Annotated in this window: 12 protein-coding genes; 5 read left to right on the plus strand and 7 right to left on the minus strand. The window is 35.7% G+C overall.

Annotated features, from left to right (window positions below; genetic code table 11):
- Positions 1–115 precede the first annotated feature (115 nt).
- Both LEP1GSC202_RS03305 and LEP1GSC202_RS03310 read left to right on the plus strand, forming a co-directional pair.
- Positions 116–490 carry a DUF1304 domain-containing protein gene (locus LEP1GSC202_RS03305; protein WP_015676133.1) on the plus strand — a complete coding sequence of 125 codons (375 nt, stop codon included), beginning with the start codon at positions 116–118 and terminating at the stop codon, positions 488–490.
- On the plus strand, positions 490–1,365 hold the full coding sequence (locus LEP1GSC202_RS03310) for an RNA polymerase sigma factor (protein WP_015676185.1): 876 nt from the start codon (positions 490–492) through the stop codon (positions 1,363–1,365). The genes LEP1GSC202_RS03305 and LEP1GSC202_RS03310 overlap by 1 nt, the downstream gene beginning before the upstream one ends.
- Here the strand turns inward: LEP1GSC202_RS03310 and LEP1GSC202_RS03315 are convergent.
- Positions 1,333–2,229 (minus strand): AraC family transcriptional regulator, encoded by an 897-nt coding sequence (locus LEP1GSC202_RS03315; protein ID WP_015676276.1) that lies wholly within the window; start codon positions 2,227–2,229, stop codon positions 1,333–1,335. The genes LEP1GSC202_RS03310 and LEP1GSC202_RS03315 overlap by 33 nt on opposite strands.
- 166 nt (positions 2,230–2,395) lie before the next feature.
- On the opposite strand from LEP1GSC202_RS03315, the gene LEP1GSC202_RS03320 reads away from it, so the two are divergent.
- Positions 2,396–3,244 (plus strand): NAD(P)H-binding protein, encoded by an 849-nt coding sequence (locus tag LEP1GSC202_RS03320; protein WP_015676189.1) that lies wholly within the window; start codon positions 2,396–2,398, stop codon positions 3,242–3,244.
- An 85-nt stretch (positions 3,245–3,329) separates the two neighbouring features.
- Here the strand turns inward: LEP1GSC202_RS03320 and LEP1GSC202_RS03325 are convergent, their stop codons facing one another.
- Entirely contained in the window at positions 3,330–4,505 is a 1,176-nt protein-coding gene (locus LEP1GSC202_RS03325; RefSeq protein WP_015676265.1) for a YncE family protein, read from the minus strand.
- 183 nt (positions 4,506–4,688) lie between these two features.
- On the opposite strand from LEP1GSC202_RS03325, the gene LEP1GSC202_RS03330 reads away from it, so the two are divergent.
- Positions 4,689–6,188, plus strand: a complete 1,500-nt coding sequence (locus LEP1GSC202_RS03330) for a hypothetical protein (protein ID WP_015676116.1) — start codon at positions 4,689–4,691, stop codon at positions 6,186–6,188.
- A gap of 20 nt (positions 6,189–6,208) precedes the next feature.
- On the opposite strand, the gene LEP1GSC202_RS03335 is transcribed toward LEP1GSC202_RS03330, so the two are convergent.
- Positions 6,209–6,625, minus strand: a complete 417-nt coding sequence (locus tag LEP1GSC202_RS03335; protein ID WP_015676272.1) for a DUF5329 family protein — start codon at positions 6,623–6,625, stop codon at positions 6,209–6,211.
- A gap of 37 nt (positions 6,626–6,662) precedes the next feature.
- A complete protein-coding gene (locus LEP1GSC202_RS03340) occupies positions 6,663–7,376 on the minus strand; it encodes an SOS response-associated peptidase (RefSeq protein WP_015676314.1) in 714 nt (237 codons plus the stop codon).
- A gap of 120 nt (positions 7,377–7,496) precedes the next feature.
- On the opposite strand from LEP1GSC202_RS03340, the gene LEP1GSC202_RS03345 reads away from it, so the two are divergent.
- Positions 7,497–8,168 carry a TetR/AcrR family transcriptional regulator gene (locus LEP1GSC202_RS03345; RefSeq protein WP_039928057.1) on the plus strand — a complete coding sequence of 224 codons (672 nt, stop codon included), beginning with the start codon at positions 7,497–7,499 and terminating at the stop codon, positions 8,166–8,168.
- Positions 8,169–8,174: 6 nt separating this feature from the next.
- Here the strand turns inward: LEP1GSC202_RS03345 and LEP1GSC202_RS03350 are convergent, their stop codons facing one another.
- From LEP1GSC202_RS03350 to LEP1GSC202_RS03360, 3 genes are read right to left on the minus strand one after another with little or no spacing between them, the layout of a single operon-like run.
- Positions 8,175–9,812: a sulfatase-like hydrolase/transferase gene (locus LEP1GSC202_RS03350; protein WP_083929974.1), complete on the minus strand. Its 1,638-nt coding sequence runs from the start codon at positions 9,810–9,812 to the stop codon at positions 8,175–8,177.
- Entirely contained in the window at positions 9,769–11,958 is a 2,190-nt protein-coding gene (locus LEP1GSC202_RS03355; RefSeq protein ID WP_039928058.1) for a transglycosylase domain-containing protein, read from the minus strand. Before LEP1GSC202_RS03355 ends, LEP1GSC202_RS03350 begins: the two co-directional genes overlap by 44 nt.
- The gene (locus tag LEP1GSC202_RS03360) at positions 11,955–17,030 is read right to left on the minus strand and encodes an alpha-2-macroglobulin family protein (RefSeq protein ID WP_015676219.1); all 5,076 of its coding nucleotides are present in this window, start codon (positions 17,028–17,030) and stop codon (positions 11,955–11,957) included. Before LEP1GSC202_RS03360 ends, LEP1GSC202_RS03355 begins: the two co-directional genes overlap by 4 nt.
- Positions 17,031–17,051 lie beyond the last annotated feature (21 nt).

The raw sequence follows: 17,051 nt of genomic DNA on the forward strand, positions 1-17,051 counted from the left end.
TGCACCAGTGTTGGTGTGGAGAAAAATTAGTTTTTCCAAAATTTTTTTTCTCAATTTTGTCACAATGGAAAAAACCCGTTGTCCTAAGGAGAAAAGGAATCGTTAGGAGGATTCAATGAAACTCACTTCACTCATACTCACTGGTTTTGTGGCGGTAGAACATGTTTTCATTTTGGTCTTGGAAATGTTTTTATGGAAAACAGAATTGGGAATGAAGGTGTTCCAACTCACACCGGAAACTGCAGAGATCACAGCAAAACTTGCCAAAAACCAAGGATTGTACAATGGATTTTTGGCTGCAGGACTTTTTTGGGCATTGCTCTTCATCAAAGACCAAAATCAAAAATTCCAAACCATTTTGTTTTTTCTCATCTGTGTTGTGGTGGCAGGGATTTATGGATCAGCGACCGCAAAATTTTCCATTTTGTTTTCGCAAGGTTTACCTGCATTCTCAGCATTAGTTCTACACTGGTTGGCTTTCAAAAAATAATGATGAATGATCCGCACCTTTCTTTATTAGAAGATTGTTTGTTAGGAAAAACCAAAGCCTTGGAAGGATTGATTCAATTCTTCCAACCAAAAGTATTTTCTTTGGCTCTCAAATTTTTATGGAATCCGGAAGATGCAGAAGATGCCACTCAAGAAATTTTAGTTAAAGTGATTACAAATCTCGGTGGGTTTCGGCGGGAAAGTAAACTCTCCACTTGGATTTACAAAATTGCAAGTAACCACCTCATCAATACGAAAAAATCAAAACTAGAAAGAAGAGAAATTCACTTACGGACCATTCGTGACGAATTACACCGATCACAAAGTCCATCTGCTTCCGTTGTACCATTTGATCCTGATTCACAAGACAAAGAGGATGAAACAAAAGAAAAAATAGCGCACCTCGTCTTACATGTCCAAGTCGCTTGCACCTATGCCATGTTACAATCCATGACTCGAAAGTATCGTATGGCCTATCTTTTGGGTGAGGTATTTACGTTCTCTAGTGAGGAAGCAGGTTATGTGATGGGAATTCGAGCCGATGCATTCCGACAAATTTTAAAACGAGCAAGAAACCAAATGGAAGAATTTTTAGGAAAGGAATGCAGTTTAACAAATGTTAATAACCCTTGCCACTGCCAAAATCGAATCCGTTATGCATCGAAAGCAGGAAGGATACAATCCTATCTCAATCTTTCGGAACAAATGAAACGAGATGGAAGGTGGGAAAAAATGAAACCCCTCCTTCCCGAAACAAAAAAACTAAGAAAAGCAGCTGAAGTTTTTCGTAACCAACCCAACCTATTACCCAAAAAAAACCAACTGGACGGGATTCGAGTTTTATTAAACCACTCCCTTCCATTCACGACTCGGTGAGTTTCCATATATTCTTTTATACGCTTTTGAAAAGGAAAAAGAAGAGGCATACCCAACGTTCTGTGCAATTTCTTCCAAACCCATATTGCCTTTTTGGAATAATTGTTTGGCTTTTTCCATCCTCAGTTTTGCCAAGTATTCCATTGGTGGAATGCCAAGTACATCGCGAAATTTGTTTGCTAAATTCGCCCGCGAGATTCCAGTTTCTTTTGCCAAAGATTCAATGGTCCAATCTTTCGCATAAACATTGTGCAATTTCTCTAGTGCATACAAAACAGATTTGTCTTGGAAGGCTTTGATCCAACCTACAGAGGAATTTTCCTGTTGGTTTAACCAAATTCGAATCATGTAGTATAACATAATATCCGTTAATCTTTGTACGATTAAATCCGTTCCTAAGTTGAGTTCTAATTCTTTGGATAAGATTTGAATGATGTCTTCCAATGAATGGTGTTTTTGAATACTGGAATAAGGAATGTAAATGTAATCAGGGAGTTCGGCAAGAAGTGGATGGATGGGGCCACTTGGAACTTCATAACGAATGGTTACAAATGTGGTCACAGGAACTTCTGTTTTTGTTTGATTGGATTTTTCACCTAAAAAACGTTCGATGGTGACGACTTTCGCTTTGAGGTCGGATAAAAGTTCGTGATGGATTCCTTTTGTGATGAATAACAAATCACCTTTTTGCAATGGGATGATTTTTTTACCCATCCTCGCATAACAACTACCTTGCGTTACGACATGAAACCCCCCACTCCTTTCACAAGGAAAATGGAAACCGAAACTTTCATAAATTTCGCCCTTGGAAAGTAAGTCATTTTTCCAACCAGCTGAAGCCAAAATATCTGATAATAAATCCATAAACTAAACATTCCAAAAATTTACCATTTGTCTACCAATTTATACTCTTGGATATATTTTTAATATCTTTCGACATAGACAGTCTAGTATTTTTGTGTAAACTACTATAATTAGAATTAAATATTGGATCCAAGGAATCAAACAAGGGATCAAAAAGGAAAATCACATGAAAGTATTTGTATACGGTGGAACAGGGCTCGTGGGGGGACAGTTAGTCAAAGAATTACTGAAATCAGGTCATGAAGTTTGGGTTGGTTCCCGTAAACCTGAGACCCAAAATAAAGAATCAAATTTACACTGGATCTACGCAGATTCAAAAGAACCCAAAAAAGGAATTGATGTTTTGGAATCTGTAGATGCTGCATTTTTCCTAAGTCCGCCAGGAGAAACAAGCCAATTCGAAATCCTTTCGCCTTGGATCGAAAAAGGAAAACAAGTTGGTTTAAAGAAGTTAGTGCTTATGACAGCAATGGGTGTAGAACACGCACCACCGGAAGCTCCATTTCGTAAAACAGAACTTTTATTAGAAAACTCTGGAATCCCATACAACATCATCCGCCCAAATTGGTTTATGCAGAACTTCCATACATTTTGGATCGGTGGGATCAAACAGGATGGGAAAATCTATTTCCCAGGTGGTAATGCGAATGTTAGTTTCATTGATGCGAGGGACATTGCTTCGGTGGCTTCCATATTACTAACAACAAATACCTATGATAACCAAGCATTTGCTTTAACAGGAAAAGAATCCATTAACCATGTCCAAGTTGCAAAACACTTAACATCTGTCAGTGGAAAAAACATTGAATATGTTGATGTAGATCCAAAAGTTTTTGAAACATCATTGGTTTCGGTTGGTCTTTCCAAAGACTATGCATCTTTTCTTGTGATGATTGCTGGTGCATTAAAAGACGGATTTGCATCTCCGATTGTTGACTCCGTAAAACAAATCACAGGAAAGGATCCCATTCTTTTTCAAAAATATGCAGAAGACCATGCAAATCATTGGAAATAGAAATTCATTCTAATTGATTTTGCCTATGATCCACTGTAATCAAAATTAGAGTTTTGACAGTGGATCTTCCGTTTCATTCCTGCTTTTAATCAGCAATGAGAATTCGATTCGAGGCACCTCCCTTCACATCTTCTAAAATATTACGCAATAATAATTTCTGAAATGGAAGGAATGCCGATCCACTAACATTCACATGATTTTTATAGAACTTTTTAGTTGGGATGACTTTCTTTTGTTTCAAAGTTTTTGGATCATAGATATGAAGCCCAGAATTACGAACCCAAACTAACTCCCCTTCTTTCCAAAACCCAAGTTTATGACCATGAGTTCCCCATTTGGATTTTTTCACGTCAGATAAGTTGTCTGTATTGTACATCCGAACTTCCCCTGTATCGGAGGCAGCCATGTATAAAAATTTGCCATCCTTCGAAAAACTAATCCCGTATGGTGTTGAAGGAATCGGAAATGGTTGGAAACTATCTGTATCCAATTTCAATAAATACCCTGTTGGATTTCGATTCTGAAAGGCTTCCGCATAACAAGCAATTACGATTTGATTCGTCTCTGGATGGAACTCGGGTGTGTAGGGATAAAATTTAGATTTGTATTCTTTTATTTTTGTAACCGATTTGTTTTGGACTTTATAAACAAAAGCAGTTACATCTTCGGAATCATCATCCTTTAAGTCTGCATCCACTGCAAATGTAAAGTAAGCAGTTTGGTCCTTATCTGAGAAACCAATATAGGAACTTTGTGCAAAAGATTTTTTATCCTCTTCTGGAATTTCGTAAATTGGTTCCACTACATCAATTGCATTTGCGCTAAGGTCCCAACCGACATAAAAGTACTTTTTACCTTTGGAAGATTTAGCTTTATTTTCCAAAACAAATCCTGCACGTTTCGTTGTTTCATCATAAAACAAAAACTCATACACAGTTAATGGCAATCTTTTGCCTTTGGTTTCGATTTGGCCAAGGAAGTCTTGTGTATGGGTTAGATAATACGTTTCCAGAGGAATGGGTTTGTAAATTTTTTGTTTAGAACTAATATCATAAAAATAAATTCCCGGTTCGTCAAAGTCTGCGGTTTTTCCAATGAAAACCCACTTTCCACCATTTACGAAATAAGGATTGTTGCCTTCCACAAAGGTGGGGCGGACATTGAAGTCTGTTGCAAAACTAAACTCTGTTTCGATAGTTTGCGAAAACAAAGTTGGCGTGAGAAAAAAACAAATACCAATTATATATCTTTTTAAGGGCATGGAACTCTCCCAATCTTTCGATTTGGTGAATTACACTACATTAGATTGAATTTTTTACAACTATTGTTTACATAATTTTTTGACTCTATCAAAGAAAAGTATCTGAAAACAAATTCGATTCGTCTCCCTAAACAGAATTTCCAACATGGTTTTATACATACTACTGTTAGGACATTGACAAACATGTTTCGCATTCTAATTCCTATCTGTTTTATCATTTTACTCTCTTGCAAACCGGATCTGAACAACCCAAACGACCCCGCAAGATCTGATTTTTGGATCCGTAACTTTCTGCAGTCACTTCTTTTTAATGACGGATGTCGTAACTTTTCTACTTGGGAAAGAAGGTATGGATCTGGTATGTATGAAACGTACGGAACTGATTTTCTCTTTTTATCTGACGGAGATGTCATTGTGATCGGCGCAACACAAGATCCAATCATACCAGGAATATCGGAAGGTGTCACTGGAAGTTTCCAAGGTACACCTGGTGTGAGTTTCAACTTATTCCTTATGCGCTTATCTAGAAATAATGGTGATATCGTTTGGGTAGACTATTTGGGACAACTTTTAAGCAATTTCAACTTCAATCCAAGACTTAGCAAATTTGCCAATGGAGACCTGGCTATCAGTTTTATCTCTATCGGTGATGGACAAAACGTACCAGGTTTATTATCTGCAAGGGAAGCTAACTTGAATTCCATTTATGTAGGAAGGCATAAAACTGATGGTAGTCGGACTTGGTATACTTATTTAGATTCCGTAGATGTTGGTAATTTTTTAGCATCAGCTGTGGATGGTTTAGACCAAATCCATTTGTTTTTAGTGAATGAAGGATCCAATGGTCATACCGCTTTTACCGAATTGCCAACTCCCCAAAATTCGCCCCAAGGAAGTGAGTCAGATACGGATATCTTGTATGCGATTTTAGAGGGAAATGGACAGGGAAAATTACAAAAATACATCTCAAGCGACTATTATGATTTTCCAAATAATGCAAGCTATGCGAATGGATCAGTCTACTTGGGTGGAGTTTCAGCAGGCAGCATGAATGGGTACACCCATCCAGGCATTGGACAAACCTTACCTTATATCTTAAAAGTCAATACAGAAGGGAATATAGACTTTTTAGTTTACAATGGTAACCCAAGTACTACTTACAGTGATAGCCGACAACTTTTCGTTAATGAAACATCCATTTTACAACTGATCACTACGAATAGTTCCTGGAGTTCTGTTGTTAAGGAACCAATGCAAAATGATACGGAACATTATGCCTTTGCACAATATGATGTAAATGGAAGTTTACAATGGGTATCCTTTTTAGGATCATCCATTGGAGATGTAGCAAGTTTTGATGAACCTCCTACAATCTTCGATTCAAGATCAGGATTATGGAGGAATCGTTCTCGTATTCCAAATGTGTTTGATCGCTACAGTTCTGGATCTTTGGTTTCCAACGGTGATGGATCGGGAACTTACCAAATTGCCGATGTATTCATCCAACCGGCGACAGGATTATTTGAATCCATTCGTTATACTTCTAACATCCCTTCTCCCGAATCAAAACGTACGGACCAAATCAAAGAATTGTGCACTGGAAAGATTGGATATATGGACAGAATTTTTACTTCCACCGAAACCACTCCTACGAAATTGGGATTCCAAACCTCAATGGAATGATTTGAACTCTTCTCACAGAACTAAGGGCATCGTTCGATGTTTCTTAGTTCTTCGTTGAGCCATGTGGAACTCAAAACTTCTTTTCCATTCGGATAACGGATCTTATATGGGGTTCCGGATAAAAAGGACTTGGTTGCGATTTTTTCAATAAAAAGTTTTGCAGTCCATTCTTTTGGATCTGGTGCAAAAAAAGAATTTTTTGCTTCTTTTAATTTATAACGTAGGTGATTCTCCGCCTCTTTTGCCTCGTGTGCATCCCCGTTACGAATAAAACTTCCCTCAAAGTTTCCAATTTTTTTCAGTAAGATTTCGATTTTACGTTCTTCCGGTATTGGATCACAAGATTTCGTTTGTGATATGAGAGAAGAAACAAAAATTCCTAAAATGAAAAATGATAAAAGTAAATATTTGGAACTTCGATTTAAATACATATTCATTTTAAAGCTTTATCCAAGTATAAAAATATTCAATCAATTAAAATAACATAGGTTCCAACGATTCTGGTTCTGCTTTCAAAAATTCGTTTGGGTACGTTTGTATTAAATTTAAAATTTTTGTTTCTTCAATTAATTTTCGATCCAACCACGATTCCCAACTATCTTCCATTAGATGGACAGGTTGTCTTCCCTGATTGCCTCCGGAATTATGAATTTCTTTCATTAAAGAATTTCCTTCCTGAGTGAGGATACTAAACCAATACGTTTTGGATTTTTGATTTGGAATCACACCGTAAATTCCTGCAAAACAAAAACTCTCACCTGATGCGGGTGATATTTTATATTTAATTTTTGTACCTTTTTCTGATTTCCATTCATTAAAAAAAGATGCCGGGATGATACATCGATTCGATTTTGCGGCTGCATACCAAAACGGAGTGGTAAACAATCGTTCCACTCTCGTATTAAAGATGGGTTTTGGAGACCATTCAGGTTGGATCCCCCATTGCATGGGTTCAAGTAAATTCCACTCACCTTTTTCTTCAGAATGAATGACAGGTGCAAATGAACTTGGATAAAATTCGAAATTGGGAACATTTCGAAAGGAATCTTCAACTTTTTGGATATCAAATACTCTGGTACCTTGGATCAACCGTATCCATTTCTCAGTTCCATCTTTTAATTTGATGATGGTATATCCAAACCGTCCACACACAATGAATAAATGGAACCAATCATTAAAAAATTGCAACCAAAGAATTAATCTGTAATTATGTTTGGATTTTTCTGACTTGGAGTCACTCTAAATTGACCTAAGGTCAATTTCTATTTTTTTCTCGCATAAAATTTGGAAGATTCGTATCTTGGAAGTATGAGTCGTGCACAAGTCTTAGAACGTTCACCGAAAAAGAGAGCTGTTTTAGAGAAAGACAAACTATCCAAACGTACGTCTATCATACAAGCCGCAGCTTCCATCTTGCAAAAAAAAGATTGGTCAGAACTATCCATGGATGAGGTTGCCAAACGTGCAAAAATTGCAAAGGGAACTTTGTATTTATATTTTCCAACCAAAGAAGATTTATGTTTAAGAATACACAGCGCCGACTATGAAACTTGGTTTTTAGACCTAAACGAATTTTTAAATTCTTGTTCACAACTTGATGCAAAAAAATTTTCCAACTGGTTTGTTCAATCCACGGACCGACATACTAGATTTTTAAAACTTTTACCAATTGTTCCAACAATTTTAGAAAAAAACGCAAGTATCCAAACGATTCGTGAATTTAAAACAAATATCAAATTACAAATCAGCAATGTATTACCTCAATTGATTCATTTTTTTCCATTTTTTAATGAACAAACTGGATTTCTATTTTTAATGCAATGCCATGCATTAGCAGTAGGTTCTTGGTCCCATGGATTTCCATCCAACCAAGTCAGAGAAGCGGTCAAAGATACAGATCTTGAGTTATTTGTTTTGGATTATAAAAATTTTCTCGAAACTTCCATTTTACATCTGTTAAAAGGTCATTCCGCTACGTAAGTAAGTTCATTCATACATCTTTTTTAGAACCAAATTTTTCTTTATTTGGTTTGTAATCACAACCCGATTGGAATCATCCAAATCCATTTCATACAAGATAGCCGTGTCATTGTGAAAAATGTATTTTTTCCCCTCGAAGATGAGTCCTCTCTGAATTTCCGAATTCCAAGTTTTACAGTTAAGTTGCAGTTTATATTCATTCGAGTAAAATTGATTCGTTTTTGTAGTATCATTATTATCATTCGAAAGTAAGGCCAACATCGTATCTTTAAAATGAATAGAAGATCCTAACTTTGGCACATACAACTGATTGGTTTTTAGAAAATAAAACAAAAAAGGAACATCAATTTCTTGGTTGTACAAGGAATAATTATGAATCTGTGCTCCTTCTTCACCAAAACTTTCACCATGATCAGAAGTGATGATGAGCAAAGTTTCCCTTTCCAATTTGGAACTCAGGACACCAATGATTTGATCAATGAGATTAATATTTTCCCTTAGCGCATTTTGATAGCGGACTAACTTAGATGGAGAATGATTTTCTTTTGAAGTAGCAAAATAAGGACTATGTGTTTGGCTAAGCCCGATCAACAAGAAGAAGGGAGATTCCTCTTTTGGGAAGAACTTTAAATGCGATAAAATGACGTTATCATCCATCCCCCAGCTAAACGTTGCAAATTGATCTTTGTATTCCTTCTCAAATTTTGTTTTGTCCCAAACAGAAGTAAAAATCTTCGGAAAATATTGGTCCATACCTTCAAAATAAATCGACTGGGTGTACCACATCTCTGTTCTGTAATTCTGAGAATTTTTGAGGTACTTTGGTAAATTAAAATCTAAATCCATGTTTTCGGATTCGATCCTCGTGCTACCAAGTCCTGGATCACCTGTCATCCAAGTGTACAAACTTTTAGAAGTATGAGGCATCGGTATAAAAAAATGAGATCCATCTAACTTAGAATAATCGATATATCTTGATTTATGTTCCAAGATATGTTTTCTTGACACACCTTCTAAAACTACCATAACGATATTTGTATTTTCAGGAATATGATCCAATGTCCGATTGACTGTCTGGTTTTTATTCCTTTGCCGAACCTCATGGCCTTTTTCTTCTATCTGAGATAGAGTCGTCCATAAGATAAGAAAATAAATTGATAAAGAAAATCCAAATCGAATATGACTATTTAGTATCTTAGAAACCTGATTTACCAGAAGATAAAGAAAAGGAAAATTATGAACAGGTTGCCAAAGTACAATAAATGAAACTATATCAAATAAAAGATCCTTACTATGTACAAATGCATAGGTAACCAAAGAAAAACGAATTTCCGTTTGGAAAATCCATTGGTAATTCAAACATACAACCAAAAGGCAATACAAACTCGTTCTGAAATAATGAGAAAAAACGGAGATACGACTCTCCTTTGAGATTAATAAATACTCTGTTAAACAATAGAAACCAAACAGGATTTGGATAAAACTTGAGTGATAAAATCTCCACGATTTCCAAGTCCATTCACCAGGAAAATGGAAGAGAAAAAGTACCAATACAAACTGAAGTAATCTATATTTGGGAGAAAGTAATTTTGTTTTTAAATCATTTAACTTCAAATTGAACACTTGCTTTTTTTTGAATTCCATCAAATAGTTCTAATTTTTGTTTTCCTCTTTGAATGGATACATTTGCTTCGCCATTACTAGAAATACGAATTTCTTCTTTTTGATTCCAAAAAAGTTTTGGATCCTTCAAACTTTGGATCTCTCTGATGCGAATTGGAATATTTTGTTTTTCTTTTGCATGACTTGGATGGTATAAATATACTTGACCATTTGCAGGATAAACAAAACCAACTCCGATCACAGTAGAATCTTCACCTATTCGGTGTTTGTTACAAACTTCTGGTAGGATCATCTCTTTTCGTACTCGAAGCGCAATTGATGGACATTTATCTGTCGCCGACTTTCCTGTAAATTTACAAAAATTACGAACTTCTGTAAATTTTGGAGTATAAACCATTTTAGATTTATCGTTCATTAACAATCGAAAAACATTTTGTACTATCCTTCCTGCTCCAAACGAACCGGATACATCCATCGTTTTTTCACCAGAAAAATTTCCAACCCAGGCGGCCACAACATAACGTTCGTTGAATCCAATTGTCCATGAATTACGAAAATCTTTTGAAGTTCCTGTTTTAATCGAAACAGGAAATGGAAAGTTCAAATAACTTCGTCTTCCAAATGCTCTTTGTCTGAGTTTGGAATCACTCAAAATAAATTTGATTTCTTCCGCAGTTTCTTCTGAAAACAATCGTTTTGAATCTCCATAAAAATATGGAGAACCTTTAATATAACCCAATCGTATCTTTGGTAGTACTCCACCTAACAAAAAAGAACCATACATTCTGGAAAGTTGTAATAAACTAGCACCACCAGTACCAAGAGCAAGGCCTGGCCCATAAAAACTTGGTGATTCTTTTAAATGATGAAACCCTGCTGAAAGTAAAAATTGATAGAAACTGGGAACACCGATCTCTTGGATTGTGGTCACAGCTGGAATGTTTCTAGAGTTTCCCAAGGCTTCCGCCAAAGTGATATCTCCCCAATATCGAAGATCCGCATTTCTTGGTAAATAGTTACCACCAAAACCAATTGGGAATGAATATTTTTCATCAGAGAAAATTGAATTTACGGTATAAACTTTTTTGTCTATCGCGTAAGCATATAACAATGGTTTAAGCGTACTACCAGCATCTCGAAATGCAAGTGTACCGTTCACCATTCCATTTCCTTCTTCAAAAAAATTTTTGGAACCAATCATCGCAACCAATGACAATTCATCATTCTGGTTTCCAGATCTTTCTAAAACCAAAGCAGAGGCATTACTGACGTTCCAACGCCTCAATCCATCTAATTCTGAATTTACAATCGAATGGACTTCTGCATTTAATTCCGAAGATACAGTGGATACAAATTCTTCTTCCGGTAATACTTTCAAATTGCGAATCCAATTGAGAAAATGTTGGTTTTCACCTTTCCATTTTGTATTACTTTCCTCTGGACTTTCTTTTTGAAATTCTAAACTCAAAGCCTTTGGATTCTCCAAATATGGTATTGGATAAGGAATTTTTTCACGTAATTGATTGTATCGAAATTGGACTTCTGCATCGGAAGAAAAATTCTTTCGGATTAAGACAGTTAAATAAACGGTTTCTTCAATAGATAAAAATCGGATGTGTTTTCCAAATAATTGTAATGAAGCAGAAGGGAATCCAACAAGATTTGAATGTAAAGAAACAGAATTGAGATAAGCTTCTAATATTTCATCCTTCGTCATCCAGATCTCAAACCGAATGGCCGTAATGAACTCAAAAACTTTTCTGATTGCAATTGGGTAGTTTCTTATTTCAGGAAACACAACACGTGCCAATTGCATTGTAATGGTTGAACCACCACCACGTTTTTGTTTTGAAAACAAATATGAATACATGGAATTTGATAATGCTAAAAAATCGATTCCATGGTGGGATAAAAATCGTTTGTCCTCCGCAATGATTACAATCTTCGAAACAAAATCAGGATATTCTTGAATAGATTCCCAATCTTGTTTTGTTTGCGTATCATTGAAGGAGCGACCAATTACTTTTTTTTCTTTGGTCAATATCCGTGTTGTGATCTGTTTTTTAAATAACCCCTGGTCAATTGGTTGGAATAAAAATCCTATCCCCAACACTAAAATCGATGTTAGGAATAGTATTTTTATTGTTAGTTGAGAATTCCATTTCACTCCACTTTCACTCTCATCGAACTAGTATTCCCAAAAAACTGAGGATGATACATCAAAAAAGTTTTGGAAGCAGGCATTACAGCATTTCCTTTTGCAACAGGACGAATGATGTATTTGTATTCCGTTTCTCCTTTGCCGAGATAATCATCAGAAAAAATAACTCGATCATCACGGTATTCCGTGTATTGGCCATAATAAGATTCAGATTCGCTGACATCAGTGTCTTCCGCATCAGATTGTTTTTCGGTTAAAAATGAAGTATTTACAATTTCTGTATTACTAGGCAATGGATCAACAACCAATACAAAAGCTTGGTCTTTTTGGCTCATCACTTTCACTTTGATGAGGTAAGTAGAACCTCTTTGTAAATTACTCACTTCTTTCAAAATTGGATTTCCGTTGCTATCGCGACCATCAATTCGATACATCGTCTTTTTGATTTCTAATCCGTTAAACCTTTGTTGGGTGGTATCTTTGAGAGGGACGTATGACAATCTTGATTGGAAATACAAACGACCTTCAGAACTGGTTCGTTTAAAAAAGATCGGACGACCTGAAACATCTTTTCCATCAAATAATCGATCAAATGTAATTTCTTCTTTGTAAATGGAATCGGATGTAGGAGAGAATGATTCATCAATAATCGTTTTTTCTCCAAACACAACTTGTCCTTCGGTATCACTAGTTGTGGCTTCAAAACGATTTCTATATTCCGATAAAGCAAGTGCGATGGTTCCAACACTATGGCTATCTGCCCAATAAGATTTGTTTTGGTCCATCATGATCGCTTTTACCAATTGAACCATTTTTGGATTTTTATTATCCACACGAAGCATTAGTCGCAAATAATTTCCTAATACAGAGGAAGTATTGTAATACGAATAATAATAGTTTTCGTTTGGATTTTTTTTCATCGGTTTTACAATAAATAGTTCCTTATCGTATTGGATATAACTGATGAAATCTTCGTATAATTTTTTAAATCTAGGATTTGATTGGTAAGAATCAATTTTGTTTTTGTCTGCAAAGGCAATCAAAAATATCCCTCGCGATTTTGGATTCAATTCATCAAAATGATCAATCAAAGTTTTTTCAAGTGAAGAGACATCTTTGTTCTCTTTAGAAAATACTGAATAAATCAAACTTAATGTTTGGTACGAATCAGCAGAGGTTTCTGTTGGTGATTTCACATAGGTTTCCAAATACTTTAGTGCAGTTTGAAATGCCGCTGAATTGGAACGTTTTCCCTTTTCTTTTCCTATTTGCATTACAGAAGCCACATAAGCAGTCAGATAAGGATAACCGGATCGACTAAAACTTTTCCATAATCGAAAACTTCCTTCTGAAGTTTGGAATTCAGACATTTCATCCAAAAACAATTTTTCGATTTGGTTAAAATCATAAGAGTCTTTGGAAGGAGCTTTGTATTGGAATTCCCTTAAAAGTTCTCCAGAACTCAAAGACAGAAGATACGCAGAGGTTCGTTGTTCCATACAAAAATAAGGATTTGATTCATAAAAATCAAATGCATTTTTAAGAGCTGTTAATGCTGTCCCTGAAATACGTATATCCAAAGATCCTTTGTTTAATAATATTGAATCCTTTTTCGGAAATGCGATTGTCGTTTTAAACTCAGAATCAGTATAACCTGAAAATTGAACGGAAGTAACAGGATCAAATTCTTTGATGGGAAGGGTAATGATGAGTGAATCTGATAAATCTGCCTTTTTCAAATTAGGGAAATTGGATTCATTTTCAGGTTCCACAGATATTTGATAACTTAGTTGGATGTCTTCGTTGGGTTTATTTTGTTTGAGTTTGATAAATTGGGATTCTGAAATTTGAAATGTTCTCAGAACTTCTTTTGTTTGACCAGCATTGAGTTCGATGGATTGCCATCCTTTCTCATCTGGTAAAAACTTAGATTCTATTTTGTATCGGAACTTTCCATTGATTTTGGTATTATTGGTGATACTTCCACCTAGTTCAAGGTTATCACCAACACGGATGAACCGAGCAACGGTTTTTTGTAAGACTAAATTCTTTTTTACCAAAAATTCAGAATTGGAGACACCATACTTTCCATTCGCAGATGAAGCCACCATCACTCTAAATGTTGTTAGGTTGTCTGGCAAAGTGAAACTTACGTTTGCTTCACCACTGCTATCGGCGATTACAGTTGGATTCCAGTAAGCCGTTAATCTAAAATCTTTTCTTGCACCTGATTCTGATTCAGCAGCGAAACCCCCACCTGAATCTTCACCATAATCACCACCGGGACTGTCTCCCTTATTTTCATATAAATAATGTTTGATGATCATACTTCTTAGTTCAAAAGTTTTGATGATGTTGTACCAATATTGGTAAAAAATTTGGATTGGTGATTGATAGGAATAACCAACCAAATCCAAAACTCCGCGATCGGCCACAGAAACCGTGAGTTCGGCTCCTGGTGCAGTTTTAATCGCAAGTTTCACTTGTTCTCTCGGTTGGTATTCCGTTTTATCGGTATTCACTACAACAGGTGCTATTTTTGAGGTTAACTCAACTTTTAAAGTCACAGAACCAGTTTTTGCCTTTGGAGCACCTAAATCTTGTTCATTGAATTCTCTAATATCATCAGCAGATAAACCTTCTGGTACGGGTAACCTTCCAGACAATAATACAACATTTACATCCACATTCGGCAGGTAATCGTTTTCGATTGGAATTTCAATTGGTGCACTATTTCCTTTCATTAAAAAGGATTTTTGAAAGTAAACGGAATCTCTTTCAACAGTTACAATCACACGTGCATTTTGTAATGGGGACTTGATTAGGATTTTTGCTTTGTCACCAATTTTATACTCTTTTTTATCAGAACGTATTTCGATAGAATCATCACCACGAAAATCCCAAGTATAATAAGATTCTTTTTCGTAAGCATAAAAATCGACACGTGAAAACACTTTGTCTTTGTTTAATACTAAAATCGTATAACTGCCTGGATCTTTCGTGCGATAATCAAAACTAACACCATCTGCCTTTGAGATTAATTTTTTTACTTCCATCACTTTTTTAGTGAGTTGGTTACTTCGAAAGAAAAACTTACCAATCCCCTGTGATAAAACAGAAGTCCAATCGTTATAAATGATATAGGCTTTTAGTTCGGCACCATTTACTGCCTTACCTTGGGTATCAACGGCGATAGCTGTGAATTGAAAAGGTTTGTCAAGAGATTGGTAGCGATCCTTACACTTAAGTCCAACAGAGGTATCAGAAGGTTGGTAAGGAATGGTTGCCGATTTTGTAACAGATTTTCCATCCACATCATAAACAGAAGATTCCACAATGAGATTGTATGGATCCGCAATTTCAATGTCTTCGCCGTCTGTAGAAAAATTGCGAGTAAGGGATTCAATCGGGATATCAAGTTTGTAAATTCCTGACTTATCTAATACTCCTTCTGATCCCGAGATATATTCAGAATTACCTTCGGAATATTCATCTTCATAATCATACCATGTATCAGAAAAATCATAACTAGGAAACTGATCAAAGTATGGATAACGTTTTCTTTTTAAGACTGAGTAACTAACCTTGGCTCCACCCATTGGTGCGCCAAACATGTACTTACCTTCTACCGTTCCCTTTATGTTTTGATTTTTGGTGGCAATTTTTGCAAGAGCTACATTCACCATAAAGTTAACTGGTCGAAATTCCTCGACTTGGAATGTATCATAGGTAACAGAATAGGATTTGCCAGGTACTAAAATGGAAACGGAATAATGTCCAAGAGACGCATCATTTGAAACTACAAAACTTGAATTCACTCCCCCTTGGGATGTGGTTGTACTCGAAACATTAGATACATCTTTTCCTCTAGAATCTCTAATTTGAACATTTACTGTTTTGGAAGCATAAGGCACCAAAGATCCATTTTTCCGATCGGTTAAAAAAGCTTTGATCTCAACGCGGTCACCAGGCCGATACAATTTCCTATCAAAGTAAATTTTTCCTTTGATATTCTCCTCTGAACTATAAGAAGAATAACCTGAGATATGTGTTTCATTAAAATGTAAAAACGCTTTGTCACCCGTTTGGTCTTCGGCAATTAAAACAGAATATTCCAATAACTTCGAATTGGCGATGGATGGGACCGAACAATACCCTTCTTGGTCTGTTTTACAGCTTCCTTTCAAACCACCTTTCACATACAAACTGATATTGGTATTGGAAACGGGTTCCGCTTTTGAAAGTGTATTGACCCAAACGTGAAGGTTATTCGGATCTTCTTTTGTAGTGATTCCTAAATTGGTGGATTGCAAAAACCGATTTTCTGTTTTAAATACTTCTTTGTTATCATCATCAACTACGATGGTTCCTAACTCAAGGGCAAGCCATCCTTTGCTATTTGGTTTTGAACCAAAGTATTTGTCGATGTCCATTCCTTGGTTACCATAGGCATTTACTTTTTCTCCCGCTTTCCAAATGGAATTTTTCCATTGGAGTTCGTTTGTATATTTGTAATATTTGTTTCCATCTCTAGAAACTGCATTCACTAATGTAGAAACTGTTAATTCCGCAGATCTTACTTTAAATTCGGGAACATTGTAAATTGATATTGGTAAAACTTTATTAAGATTGGATTCAAAAATATTTTCGTGTGATAAATAAAACGAAGGTTTACGAACCATTGCTGGAAGTTTAAAACTTACAGGATTCTCCAGAAAACAGTCGTTAGTTGCGTAAAATTTTGAAATTGTAATTTCATATTCGATGTTTTCATCAAAATGCCAATTGTCCAAAGCAAATTCACGGCTCACAAAAGATGAATATCTTGTTCCTTCATGTGATGGTTTAGGACTGATGGAAACAGCGGCATCCAGTTCTTCAAACTCTGTATCTTCTGACACAGAAATTTTATAATCCCATAAATTATCGAGATACTTAAGTCCTGTTGTATCTAATTTAACTTCGATTCGGCAATCACTTGGAAATAGGGTGCGTTTTACTGATTTAAAAATTCCTTTGACGGATTGACAGGAAACAAAGAAAAACAAAATCATAAACCATAGGAATATCTTACGCATACAAACTCCAAATACCGAATG

It is taken from the genome of Leptospira yanagawae serovar Saopaulo str. Sao Paulo = ATCC 700523 (assembly GCF_000332475.2).
GTDB lineage: Bacteria > Spirochaetota > Leptospiria > Leptospirales > Leptospiraceae > Leptospira_A > Leptospira_A yanagawae.

What these genes read in the sequence shown, in the direction of transcription:
- LEP1GSC202_RS03305 (WP_015676133.1), top strand. Translation starts at nt 116, where the DNA reads ATGAAACTCACTTCACTCATACTCACTGGTTTTGTGGCGGTAGAACAT.
- LEP1GSC202_RS03310 (WP_015676185.1), top strand. Translation starts at nt 490, where the DNA reads ATGATGAATGATCCGCACCTTTCTTTATTAGAAGATTGTTTGTTAGGA.
- LEP1GSC202_RS03315 (WP_015676276.1), bottom strand. Translation starts at nt 2,229, where the DNA reads ATGGATTTATTATCAGATATTTTGGCTTCAGCTGGTTGGAAAAATGAC.
- LEP1GSC202_RS03320 (WP_015676189.1), top strand. Translation starts at nt 2,396, where the DNA reads ATGAAAGTATTTGTATACGGTGGAACAGGGCTCGTGGGGGGACAGTTA.
- LEP1GSC202_RS03325 (WP_015676265.1), bottom strand. Translation starts at nt 4,505, where the DNA reads ATGCCCTTAAAAAGATATATAATTGGTATTTGTTTTTTTCTCACGCCA.
- LEP1GSC202_RS03330 (WP_015676116.1), top strand. Translation starts at nt 4,689, where the DNA reads ATGTTTCGCATTCTAATTCCTATCTGTTTTATCATTTTACTCTCTTGC.
- LEP1GSC202_RS03335 (WP_015676272.1), bottom strand. Translation starts at nt 6,625, where the DNA reads ATGAATATGTATTTAAATCGAAGTTCCAAATATTTACTTTTATCATTT.
- LEP1GSC202_RS03345 (WP_039928057.1), top strand. Translation starts at nt 7,497, where the DNA reads ATGAGTCGTGCACAAGTCTTAGAACGTTCACCGAAAAAGAGAGCTGTT.
- LEP1GSC202_RS03350 (WP_083929974.1), bottom strand. Translation starts at nt 9,812, where the DNA reads ATGGAATTCAAAAAAAAGCAAGTGTTCAATTTGAAGTTAAATGATTTA.
- LEP1GSC202_RS03360 (WP_015676219.1), bottom strand. Translation starts at nt 17,030, where the DNA reads ATGCGTAAGATATTCCTATGGTTTATGATTTTGTTTTTCTTTGTTTCC.